4 protein-coding genes (1 of these 4 cut by a window edge) are annotated in these 12,933 nt (G+C 68.0%); 1 reads left to right on the forward strand and 3 read right to left on the reverse strand.

All coding sequences use genetic code 11. The features are described 5' to 3' along the window. Positions 1-11,730, forward strand: the end of a protein-coding gene (locus ACQP1T_RS05250; protein ID WP_433761985.1) for a non-ribosomal peptide synthase/polyketide synthase. Its footprint begins 31,989 nt before the window's first position; only the last 11,730 of its 43,719 coding nucleotides appear in the window; its start codon lies off the left edge, out of view; it ends in the stop codon at positions 11,728-11,730. A gap of 81 nt (positions 11,731-11,811) precedes the next feature. Here ACQP1T_RS05250 and ACQP1T_RS05255 read toward each other — a convergent pair whose 3' ends face one another. The 3 genes from ACQP1T_RS05255 to ACQP1T_RS05265 all read right to left on the reverse strand — a co-directional run bounded on the left by ACQP1T_RS05255 (position 11,812) and on the right by ACQP1T_RS05265 (position 12,850). Continuing rightward, entirely contained in the window at positions 11,812-12,102 is a 291-nt protein-coding gene (locus tag ACQP1T_RS05255) for a DUF6968 family protein (protein WP_433758817.1), read from the reverse strand. Between the two features lie 344 nt (positions 12,103-12,446). Further along, on the reverse strand, positions 12,447-12,620 hold the full coding sequence (locus ACQP1T_RS05260; RefSeq protein WP_433758818.1) for a hypothetical protein: 174 nt from the start codon (positions 12,618-12,620) through the stop codon (positions 12,447-12,449). After that, positions 12,617-12,850 (reverse strand): hypothetical protein, encoded by a 234-nt coding sequence (locus ACQP1T_RS05265; protein WP_433758819.1) that lies wholly within the window; start codon positions 12,848-12,850, stop codon positions 12,617-12,619. The genes ACQP1T_RS05260 and ACQP1T_RS05265 overlap by 4 nt, the downstream gene beginning before the upstream one ends. Positions 12,851-12,933: the final 83 nt, after the last annotated feature.

A 12,933-nucleotide genomic window follows, 5' to 3' on the forward strand; every position in this document is an offset into this window, starting at 1 on the left:
TGGAACGACACCGCGCACTCGCTCGACATCGACGCCTCGACCACGCTGGTGTCGCTGCTGGATGCCACGGTCGCGGCGAACCCGGATGCGGTGGCGCTGGTAGCCGAGGACACGACGTTCACCTACGCCGAGTTGGACGCCGAGGCGAACCGCCTGGCGCGCCACCTGATCACGCTCGGTGTCGGGTCGGAGGACCGGGTGGCGCTGGCCATTCGGCGCTCGGTGGAGCTCGTGGTCGCGATGTACGCGGTGGCGAAGTCGGGTGCGGCGTATGTGCCGATCGATCCCGATCAGCCCGCCGAGCGCACCGACTACATCCTGCGCACCGCGGCACCGGTCCGCGTGCTGACCACCGGCCGCGATGGTTTCGACAGCGCCGTGACCGAAGTGCTGGCGATCGACGAGCTGGACCTGACCGGCGTCGCGGACGGTCCGATCTCCGACGGTGACCGACTGCGGCCGCTGGCGGCGGCCAACACCGCATACGTGATCTTCACGTCGGGTTCCACCGGTCAGCCGAAGGGCGTTGCGGTGCCGCATGCGGCGATCGTCAACCAACTGCTGTGGAAGACAGCCGAATTCGGCCTCGGCGCCGATGACGCGGTGCTGCTCAAGACCGCGGCCACCTTCGACCTGTCGGTCTGGGAGTTCTGGTCGGCGGCCGTCTGCGGTGGCCGGTTGGTCATCGCCGATGCCGATGGTCATCGCGATCCCGCCTACCTCAACGAGCTGATGCGCTCCACCGGCGTCACGACACTGCACGTGGTGCCGTCGATGCTGGACGCGCTGCTCACCGAATCGGGTCGTCGCCTGCCGCAGTCGCTGCGCCGGGTGCTGGCCATCGGTGAGGCGCTGCCCGCGACGACCGCGCAGCGCTTCCGGCGGGACAACGCGGCCGAGCTGTTCAACCTGTACGGCCCCACCGAAGCCGCGGTGTCGATCACGGCGCACACCGTCACCGACGCCGATACCGTTTCGGTGCCGATCGGTGCCCCGGAGTGGAACAGCCAGGTGTACGTGCTGGATTCGCGGTTGCGGCCGGTTCCGGTCGGTGTCTCCGGTGAGTTGTATCTGGCCGGCGCGCAGTTGGCGCGCGGTTACTTCGGGCGGGTCGACCTGACCGCGGATCGCTTCGTGGCCAACCCGTTCGGCACCGGCGAGCGCATGTATCGCACCGGTGACCTGGTGGCCTGGAACAGCGACGGCGGACTGGAGTATCGCGGACGCACCGACTTCCAGGTGAAGATCCGCGGTTTCCGGATCGAGCTCGGTGAGATCGAGGCGGCCCTGCTGCGCCAGCCAGAGGTTTCGGCCACCGCGGTGCTCGCACACACCGACCCGAATCTGGGTGACCGGCTGGTCGCCTACGTGGTGCCCGAATCCGGTGAGCTCGACAACGTGCGGCTGCAATCGGCGCTGGCCGCCGAGCTGCCGTCCTACATGGTGCCCTCGGTCTTCCTCACCCTCGATGCGCTGCCGTTGAACGCCAACGGCAAGCTGGATCGAAAGGCGTTGCCGGAGCCCACCTTCGAGAAGGCGGTCTTCCGGGCGCCGGTCACCCCGATCGAGGAGATCGTCGCGAATACCTTCGCCGAGGTGCTGCACCTCGGTTCCGGAGAGCAGGCGCAGCGGCTCGGCCTCGATGACGACTTCTTCGCCTGGGGCGGCAACTCGCTGCTCGCGACGCAGGTCGCGGCCCGCCTCGGCGCGGCGCTGAACACCCGCGTTCCGGTACGGCTGCTGTTCGAGGCGCCGACCGTCGGCGCACTGGCCATCCGGGTCGAGCAGCAGGCCGATGGACGCGGCCGGCACGCACTGGTCGCCGGTCCACGACCGGAACATATTCCGCTGTCGCTTGCCCAGCAGCGGATGTGGTTCCTCAACCGCTTCGACACCCAGTCCGCCGCTTACAACGTCCCGATCGCGGTGCGGTTGACCGGCGCGCTCGATGTGGCCGCACTGCGCGCCGCCATCGCGGATCTGGTGCGCAGGCACGAGGTCTTGCGCACCATCTACCCGGAGACCGAGTCGGGTGCGGTGCAGCTGATTCTGCCGGTGGGACAGGCGATTCCGGAGTTGGATGTCCGGACGGTCACGCCCGATCAGGTCGAATCCGCCGTGGTCGAGTTGATCTCGGCGCCGTTCGATGTCACCGCCGAGGTGCCGGTGCGGGTGCGGTTGTTCGAGATCGACACCGAGAGTTCGGCTCCCGAGTACGTGATCGCGATGGTCGTGCACCATATCGCCGGTGACGGCTCCTCGATGGGACCGCTGACGCGTGATCTGATGACGGCGTACGCGGCGCGCTCGGCCGGTGTCGCACCCAACTGGGCGCCGCTGGAAGTCCAGTACGCGGACTACAGCATCTGGCAGCGCGAGCTGCTCGGCAGCGAGGACGATCCGGATTCGCTGATGTCCAAGCAGGTCGCCTACTGGCGCACCGCGCTTGCCGATCTGCCGGAGCAGCTGGACCTGCCCGCCGATCGCCCGCGACCCGCGGTGCAGTCCTTCGCGGGTGGCACCGTCGAGGTGCGCATCGACGCCGACACCCACCGCGGCCTCAGCGGCGTGGCGCAGGCCGAGGGTGCGACGCTGTTCATGATCGTGCACACGGCGCTGGCCGTGCTGTTGTCCCGGCTGTCCGGCACGGACGACATCGCGATCGGTACGCCGATGGCTGGCCGCGGTGAGGCGGCGCTGAACGATCTGATCGGCACGTTCATCAACACGTTGGTGTTCCGTACCCGGCTGGATTCGGCCGAGCCGTTCGGGGATCTGCTCAGGCGTCAGCGCGAAACCGACATCCAGGCGTTCGCCAATGCCGATGTGCCGTTCGAGCGGTTGGTCGAGGTGCTGAACCCGGCGCGGTCGCAGGCCAGGCATCCGCTGTTCCAGGTGGGTCTGTCGTTCCAGAACCTGGCCCAGACCACCTTGGAATTGCCGGATCTCACGGTCTCCGGTGTGGATTTCGATACCCACATCTCCCAGTTCGATCTGCACCTGATTCTTTCGGACCTGTACGACGAGTCCGGAGCTCCCGCTGGCATCGCCGGTGTATTCACCTACGCCACCGACCTCTTCGACCGGAGCACGGTCCAAGGGTTCGCGGACCGGTTCACCAGGCTGCTCGGCGAGATCATCACCGCGCCGCGCGCGGCGGTCGGCGATCTCGAGCTGCTCACCTCGGTCGAGCGGGAACGGATGCTGGATGGCTGGAATGCCACCGCGCATCCGGTGGAACCCGAGCTGCTGCTCGACGGATACCGGCGCGCCGCCGCGGCGCACCCGGATGCCGTCGCGGTGGTATTCGAGGGCGCCGAGTGGACTTATCGCGAATTCGACAAGCGGGTGAACAAGCTTGCCCGCCTGTTGATTTCGCAAGGTGTCGGTGCCGAGTCGCTGGTCGGCCTCGCCGTGCGGCGGTCGTTGGATCTGGTTGTCGGCATGTACGCGATCGTCGCGGCCGGTGGCGCGTATGTGCCGCTGGATCCGGATCATCCGGCGGAGCGGATCGCGCACATCCTGGATACCGCCCAGCCCGCGTGCGTGGTCACCACCGCGGCCGACGCGGTGCCGGTCCCCGCGGATATCCCGGTGCTCGAACTGGATTCGCTGGAGCTGGACGGGTTCTCCGCCGCTCCGATCGAAGCCGGGGAGCTGCTGCGCCCGGTCACCCGGGACAACCCGGCTTACGTCATCTTCACCTCGGGTTCGACCGGTCGTCCGAAGGGCGTCGCGGTATCGCACGGGGCGATCAACAACCAGATCGAGTGGATGCTCGCGGAGTACCCGCTCGGTCCCGATGACGTGTACCTGCAGAAGACCGCGACCACGTTCGACGTGTCGCTGTGGGGCTACTTCATGCCGTTGCGCGCGGGCGCGAAGCTGGTGGTCGCCACCCACGACGGCCATCGCGACCCCGCCTACGTTGCGGATGCGATTGCGGCGCACGGGGTTACGGTCACCGACTTCGTGCCGTCCATGCTGACGGTGTTCGCCGCCCAGCTGGCCGCGGGTTCGCTGCCGACGCTGCGGGATGTATTCGTGATCGGTGAGGCGCTGCCGCCGGAGACGGTGACGGCGTGGCGGTCGGTTTCGGATGCGGTGCTGCACAACCTGTACGGGCCGACCGAGGCCGCGGTGTCGGTCACCTACTGGCCCGCGGGCGAGACGGATGTGCGCACCGTGCCGATCGGCTTGCCGCAGTGGAACACCCAGGTGTTCGTGCTGGATTCGCGGCTGCGGCCGGTGCCCGCCGGTGTGGCCGGCGAGCTCTACCTGGCTGGCGATCAGCTGGCCCGCGGATACGTCGCGCGGCCGGATCTGACCGCGGATCGCTTCGTGGCCAACCCGTTCGCGCCCGGTGCGCGGATGTACCGCACCGGCGACCTGGTGGTCTGGCGCGAACCCGCGGGTGCGGGCCAGCGCCTGGAATACCTGGGGCGCACCGACTTCCAGGTGAAGTTCCGCGGTCAGCGGATCGAGCTCGGCGAGATCGAGACGGCGCTGCTGGCACATGCCGCGGTGAGCCAGGCGGTGGCGCTGGTGGCCGCGTCGGCACTCGGCGACCAGTTGGTCGCGTATGTGGTTCCCGCGCCGGGGCAGTCGATCGACCAGCGGACACTGCTGGCCGAGGTGTCGGAGGTGCTTCCGGCCTATATGGTTCCGGCGGCCATCGTGGTGCTCGACGCCTTCCCGCTGAATTCCAGCGGCAAGCTCGATCGCAAGGCGCTGCCCGAACCGACCTTCAGCACTCGCGAATTCCGTGCCCCGGCAACGCCGGTGGAGGAGATCGTGGCGGGCGTCTTCGGCGATGTGCTCGGTATCGAGCGCGTCGGCGCCGACGACGACTTCTTCGCGCTCGGCGGCAACTCGCTGGTGGCCACCCAGGTGGTCGGTCGCCTGAGCGCCGCGATCGGCGGCCGGGTGCCCGTGCGCGCGCTGTTCGAGGCGCCGACCGTGGCGGGCCTGGCGGTGAAGCTGGAGCAGCTGTCCGGTGTCGGCGAGCGGCGGCCGCTGGTCGCCGGTCCTCGACCGGATCCGGTGCCGTTGTCGCTGGCACAGCAGCGGATGTGGTTCCTGAACCGCTTCGACACCGAGTCGGCGGCCTACAACCTGCCGATCGCGGTCCGGTTGACCGGTGCGCTGGATGTCGACGCGCTGCGGGCGGCCATGGCCGATCTGGTCGGCAGGCACGAGATTCTGCGGACGGTGTACCCGGAAACCGCGGGTTCCCCCGCGCAGGTGATTCTGCCGGTGGCGCAGGCTGTTCCGGCGTTGGAGCTGCGACCGATCGCGGCCGCCGAGCTGGAATCCACCGTGATCGCGGTGATGGCCGCGCCGTTCGACGTGACGGCCGAGGTGCCGGTGCGGGTCGAGCTGTTCCAGGTGACCGACGCTCCCGCCGAGGCGAACGAGTTCGTGCTGGTGCTCGTGGTGCACCACATCGCCGGTGACGGTTCGTCGATGGGCCCGCTGACCCGGGATCTGATGACGGCGTACGCGGCCCGCTCGGTCGGCGAGACGCCCACGTGGACGCCGCTGCCGGTGCAGTACGCGGACTACGCCATCTGGCAGCGCGAGCTGCTCGGCAGCGAGGACGATCCGGAATCGTTGGCGGCCAAGCAGATCGCCTACTGGCAGTCGGCGCTGGCCGATGTTCCGGATCAGCTGGATCTGCCCTCGGATCGTCCGCGCCCGGCCGTGCAGTCCTTCGCGGGCGGCAAGGTCGAGCTGAGCATCGACGCTGAGACGCACCGCGCGCTGGTCGCGCTGGCCCGCGCCGAGGGTGCGACGCTGTTCATGGTGGTGCACACCGCGTTCGCGGTTATGCTCTCGCGGCTCTCGGGCACCGATGACATCGCGATCGGCACACCGATGGCCGGTCGTGGTGAGGCCGTGCTCGACGATCTGATCGGCATGTTCGTGAACACCCTGGTGTTCCGTACCCAGCTGGATCGCGGCGAGCCGTTCACCGAGCTGCTCGGGCGTCAGCGCGAAACGGATATCCAGGCGTTCGCGCATGCGGATGTGCCGTTCGAGCGCTTGGTCGAGGTGCTGAACCCGGTGCGGTCGCAGGCGCGGCATCCGCTGTTCCAGGTGGGTCTGTCGTTCCAGAACCTGGCGCGGACCACGCTGGAACTGCCCGGACTCACGGTGGCCGGATTCGATATCGACACCCAGCTCTCGCAGTTCGATCTGCATCTGATCGTGGCGGACAGTTACGACGAGGACGGCACCGCGTCGGGTATCGGCGGGTACTTCACCTACGCCACCGACCTGTTCGACCCGGATACCGTCCGCGGCTTCGCCGATCGCTTCGCACGCGTGCTCGCCGAGATCATCGCGGCGCCGCGCGCGGCGGTCGGCGATCTCGAGATCATGGCCGCGGACGAACGCCGCGAACTGGTCTCCGGCCGGAATGCGACAGCGCGGCAGGTGGATTCGTTCGCGACGCTCGCCTCGCTGCTGGATCGAACCGTGGCGGCCACGCCGGATGCGGTGGCACTGGTCGGCGACGACGGCACCGCCATCACCTATGGCGAACTCGGCTCCCGGGTGAATCAGCTTGCCAGGCACCTGATTTCGCAGGGTGTCGGACCGGAGGCACGGGTGGCGCTCGCGCTGCGCCGCTCGGTGGACCTGGTGGTCGCGATGTACGCGGTCACCCAGGCCGGTGGCGCGTACGTGCCGCTGGATCCGGATCAGACGGGTGAGCGGACCGACTACATTCTCGAGACCGCTCGGCCACTGTGTGTGCTGACCAACGCCGACACCGATTTCCAGACCTCGGTGACCGACGTCGTTCGGATGGACGCACTCGCGGACATCGCGGACGCGCCGATCGCCGACGCGGAACGGATCGCGCCATTGCGCGCCGCGAACACGGCGTACGTGATCTTCACCTCGGGCTCCACCGGTCGCCCCAAGGGTGTCGCGGCGCCGCATGCGGCGATCGTCAACCAGTTGCTGTGGAAGACGAGCGAATTCGGCCTCGGCGCCGAGGACGCGGTGCTGCTGAAGACGGCCGCGACCTTCGACCTGTCGGTGTGGGAGTTCTGGTCGGCGGCGGTTTCCGGTGGCCGACTGGTCATCGCGTCCGCCGACGGACATCGCGATCCGAGCTACCTCAACACGCTGATGCGCGATACCGCCGTCACCACCTTGCATGTGGTGCCGTCGATGCTGGATGCCCTGCTGATCGAATCGGACGGACAGCTGCCCGAGTCGTTGCGCCGGGTGCTCGCCATCGGTGAGGCGCTGCCCGCGGCGACGGCGCAGCGGTTCCGTGAGTCGAACGCGGCCACCCTGTTCAACCTCTACGGCCCGACCGAGGCCGCGGTCTCGATCACCAACCACGAGGTGACCGATGCGGATACCGTCTCGGTGTCGATCGGTGCGCCGGAGTGGAACAGCCGGGTATACGTGCTGGATTCGCGGTTGCGTCCGGTGCCGGTGGGTGTTTCGGGTGAGTTGTATCTGGCCGGTGCGCAATTGGCGCGCGGCTACTTCGGGCGGGTCGATCTGACCGCGGAGCGGTTCGTGGCCGACCCGTTCGAATCCGGTGCTCGGATGTATCGCACCGGTGACCTGGTGGCCTGGAATGCCGCCGGTGAGCTGGAGTACCGCGGTCGTACCGACTTCCAGGTCAAGATCCGCGGTTTCCGCATCGAACTGGGCGAGATCGAGGCGGCCCTGCTTCGGCAGACCTCGATCAGTTCGGCCGCGGTGCTCGCGCATACCGATCCGGCACTCGGTGACCGCTTGGTCGCGTATGTGGTACCGACTACCGGTGAATTGGACAAGCGCGCGCTGCAGTCGGCGCTGGCCGCGGAGCTGCCGTCCTACATGGTGCCGAGTGCCTTCCTGGCGCTGGACGCCCTGCCGCTCAATGCGAATGGCAAGCTCGATCGAAAGGCCTTGCCGCAGCCCACCTTCGAACACGCCGCATTCCGCGCGCCGGTCACCCCGGTCGAGCAGATCGTGGCCGGTGTGTTCGCCGATGTGCTCGGCATCGAACGGATCGGCGCCGACGACGACTTCTTCGCACTCGGCGGTAACAGCATCCTGTCGATCCAGCTGGTATCGCGGGCGAAGGCGCTCGGTGTGGTGTTCTCCGTGCGCGATGTCTTCGATCGGCGCAGTGTCGCCGGACTCGCCGCCATCGCCAGCTCGGCCGCGGATCTGCGGCAGGCGACGATGGCCGAGCTGCCCGGCGGTGGCATCGGCGAGATCCCGCTGCCGCCGAGCATCGCCGCGGTGCTGGCGAACGGCGCGGCGTACCAGCGCTTCTCCTACGAGGCGGCGGTGGCACTGCCGAGCGAACTGGACGGGGATCGGCTGCGGGCGGCGGTCGCCGCCCTGGTCGACCGGCACGATGCGCTGCGCACTCGCTTGCGCTCGGTCGACGAGGCCTGGGAGTTCGAAGCGCTCGAGCGCGGTGCCATCGATATCGATGCGCTGGTGCGCGAGGTCGCCTTCGATACCGACCTCGACGACGACTACGGCTACGACGAGCTCATGCGGCTGGCCGACAACGAACGCGCGGCCGCCGCGGATCGCCTGGATCCGGCCAACGGTGTGATGGCGCAGTTCGTGCGCTGCACCGCCGACCGGCTCGACGGCGGTAACTTCCTGCTGGTCGTGGTGCACGGGTTCGCGGCCGATCCGAAGTCCCTCGGCGTCCTGACCGGCGAGCTGCTCGACCTGATCGCCGATGACCAGGTCGCGCTGCCGGAGGTCGGTACCTCGCTGCGGCGTTGGGCATACGGCCTGACCGAGCAGGCCAGCGGCCGCGCCGCCGAACTGCCGTTCTGGCAGGAGGTTTCGGCCACACCCGAGCCGCTGCTCGGCGCGCGGGCCTTCGATCCGGCGCTGGATACCGTCGCCACGGCGCGACGGGTTCGCATCGAGGTGCCGACGGATATCTCCGAGGTACTGCTCACCACGGTTCCGGCGCGGTTCCACGGCAGCGTGCCGGACGGGCTGCTGTCGGCCTTGGCCATGGCGCTGGTGCGTTGGCGCGGCGAGGAGCACGGGTCGGATGTGCTGATCCGGCTCGACGGTGACGGTCGGGTGGCCGTCGACGGTGCCGAATTGTCGCGCACCGTTGGTGCTTTCACCGCCGTCTATCCGGCCCGGCTCGCGCTGGGCGGCATCGATCTGGCCGAGGCGTTCGACGGCGGCGATGCCGCGGGTGCGCTCATCAAGTCGGTGAAGGAACAGCTGCTCGCGGTGCCGGATCAGGGCGTCGGCCACGGTCTGCTGCGGCTGCCGCTGGCGGGTCAGGTCGGCTTCCGGTACCAGGAAGCGGCGATCAAGACCGAGCGGGATGCCGCCATGCCCGCGAACGGGCCGCTCGATATCGCCGTCACCGTCGGCGACGAGGAAGACGGTCCGCGACTGCTGGCCACCTTCGAATTCCCGGTGGGCCTGTTGTCTCCCGAGCGGGTGCAGGAGTTGGCGGAGCTGTGGGTCGCCGCGCTCGCCGCGCTGGCCGAGCACGCGCAGCGGCCGGACGCCGGTGGCCATACGCCGTCGGATCTGCCGCTGGTGCAGGTCGGCCAGGCCGATATCGAACTGTGGGAACAGACCTACCCGGGCCTCGACGATGTCTGGCCTGTCTCACCGCTGCAGTCCGGTCTGCTCTTCCACGCGCTGATGACCACGGCCACCCTGGACGTCTACACCATCCAGGCGGTGGTGCGGCTGGCCGGAACGGTGGATGTGGCGCGGTTGAACGCCGCCGCGCAGGCGATCCTGGATCGGTACCCGAATCTGCGCACCGCCTTCGTCACCGACTCCACTGGTCAGGTCCGGCAGGTCGTGCTGGATCGGGTCGAAGTGCCTTGGCGCGTTGTGGATCTCACCGGACTGCCGGAGGCGGAGCGGGCCGAGGAACTGCGTCGCCGGATCGAGGCGGACCACGCCGAGCGCTTCGATATGTCAAGCCCGCCGCTGGTGCGCTATACGCTGTTGCGCACCGCGGCCGAGGAATGGTCGCTGGCGATCACCACCCACCACGTGCTGCTCGACGGCTGGTCGATGCCGCTGCTGATGCGTGATCTGCTGGTGCTCTACGCGACTCGTGGCGATCAGTCGGCACTGCCGCAGGTCTCCTCCTACCGTGACTTCCTGGACTGGCTCGCCACCCGCGATCAGGACGCGTCGTTGCGGGTCTGGGCCGATGCCTTCGACGGTGCCACCGAACCGACCGAATTGGCCACGCCCGCACGGACGGCCGAGACCTACGAGACCGCCAAACTGATCACCCAGATCGACGCCGACCGCACCCGTCAGCTGACCAAGCACTGCGCCGAACTCGGCATCACGGTCAACACCCTGGTGCAGGCGGCCTGGGGCATCCTGCTCGGCAGGCTCACCGGCCGCGCCGATGTGGTGTTCGGCGCCACGGTCTCGGGTCGGCCCGCCGAGCTGACCGGTGTGGAATCGATGGTCGGTCTGTTCATCAATACGCTCCCGGTGCGGGTCCGTATTGATGACCGCGCGACGATCGACGATCAGCTGAAGCGGTTGCAGCGCGACCAGGCCGAGCTGCTCGATCACCACTACGTGGGCCTGTCCGATATCCAGCGGGCCGCCGGAATCGCCTCGCACTTCGACACGCTGCTGGTGTTCGAGTCGTACCCGATCGATCGGGAGGCGATCGCCGCGGCGAGTTCGATCGACGGCATGTCGGTGACCGATGTCGGTGTGGACAGTGCGACGCACTACCCGCTCACCCTGCAGGTGACCGCGGAGTCCACCCTCGAATTCACCTTCGAGTACCTCATCAGCCGGTTCAGCTCCGAAGAGGTGGAAACCCTGTCCACCAGGCTGATTCGGGTGCTGGACACACTGATCGGCGATCCGGCCGGGCTGGTCGGCGATATCGATATCCTCGATGCCGGTGAGCGGGCCCGCCTGCTCGTCGAATCCGGTATCGCGGCAACGGCTGCCGCGCCGGAACCGGTGGGCCGGGTCGGTGCGCGCACGGTGTCGAAGGTGCTCGCCGAGGTGGTCGAGGCGGATCCCGAGGCGCCCGCACTGCTGGTGGACGGCGACGAAATCGCCTACCACGTGCTGGATCGGCGTTCCTCGCAGCTGGCACGGGTGCTCATCGCGCACGGCGCCGGACCCGGCGATGTGGTGGCCCTGGCGCTGCCGCGTTCGGTCGATGCCGTGGTCGCGGTCTGGGCCATCCAGAAGGCCGGTGCCGCCTGCCTGTTCGCCGGTGATCTGTCCGCCGCCGAAATGGCCACCGCCGGAGCCGTTTTCGGTATCACCCTGGAACCGACCGACGGCCCGATCAACTGGCTGGTCCCGAGCGATCCGACGGTCCAGGCCGAACTGGCCGCCGCCGCATCGCACCCGGTCTCCTACGCCGATCGGGTCCGCCCGCTCGGCGAGGAACACCCGGCCTTCGTAGTCCTCGCGGCCGACGGCACGGTACGCGCCTTCAGCCAAACCGAGGCGCTAGAGCAGGCCGAACAGGTCCGCTCGGAATACGAGATCGACTACGAATCGACAACCTTCACCACCGCCGTCTCGGGCCGAGCCGCACTCCTGGAGTCCATGACGGCGGCCGTTGCCGGAGCGTTGTCGGTGCTCCCCGGCGCGGAGGACATCGCCGATGACTTGGCCGACGGCGAGGTCACCCACTGGTTCGTCACCGTGGGCGAGTCGACCGACGCGGCGGACGAGGACGTGCGAATCGTGATCGTGGAGTAGTCGAGACCGCCCCGGGCGGTAAAGGAAGGCAAGAGCCCCGCACCTCGAACAGATAAAGGTGCGGGGCTCTTGTCTGATCGGTCAGCTTCGAGGAAATCCGAGGTCGGGTTCCCCGAGAAACGTGTACTCGCCTTCGTCGGCTTCGAGCAGACGACCGGCGAAGGTCATTGCCTCGATAAGAGCCTGGACCGCATCCACACCGAAGATAGCCCGAGTAAACGGCTCCGCCTCCATGCCTTCGATCCGAACGGCGCATGAGTAGGAATCACCTTCGGACGGCTCCGGCTTCCCGAACGTGACGACCACTGGATCATCGCCCTTGCGAAGTTCGCGGGTCGCGATCGGTTCCCCAATCTCCCAGGTCATTGCCATGGCCGCATCCTATCCAGCTGCGCCGAGAACAGCGGGCGCGTCCGGCCCGTAGTTCTCCGGCCGCATGGGATCTGACACACACCCACACGGCGGCGGGACCTTCCCGGACAGACAGTCCGCATACCACTGGTTCGCAGCTTGCATGCAGATGGCCGACCTGCGCTTATTGCATTCCGGCACAAGGTAGTTGTAGTAGTGGGTGTCGCAGGCGGCTTTGTCTACGCCGTTGACCTGCACGACACCCTTCGTACAGTGCGGCACCGCGAGCGGCATAGCAGACGCGCTCGGAGTGACGTGCAGACCGGCCGATAGGCCGATACCGAGAATGACTAGGAACCGGATCACTAGGTTTCGCATGATTCCCCCGAGGAATTCGGATTGCTGATCAGATGTTCGGGGTCCGTGGTTCGGATCTCCCTGGCGGTGCGGTCCTTCGGAATCCGTTCCGGCCATACGATTACGCCGACCATCACCGCCAGCGGTAGCCCGATCGCGACAACCCAGCCGAGCGTGATCACGCCAGGTCTCGGAGGAGTCGCAGCACCGTGGCGCATGTCTCGGCGTCGGCAGGTTCGACAGGGTTTACGCGGTGACCCACGACGGCGGCCCCCGGAATCCGTTGCGGTAGTAGACGATCGGCTGGAGTCCACAGCTCCAGGTACACCCCCGGACTGTCGTTCTCGTCGCCGTAGTCGGCGACCTCCAACAACCCGCCTGGGAACACGAACAGTCGTGTGCGCCTGTCCATCTCGACTCCTGTAATCCGGTGTTGGTAGGCACCCCGTGACCGGTTGGCGTCACATGTCACGGGGGCCAGCTCAGACGTTAAGG

Origin of the sequence: Nocardia sp. CA-135398 (assembly GCF_050955845.1) — a bacterium.
Lineage (GTDB): Bacteria > Actinomycetota > Actinomycetes > Mycobacteriales > Mycobacteriaceae > Nocardia.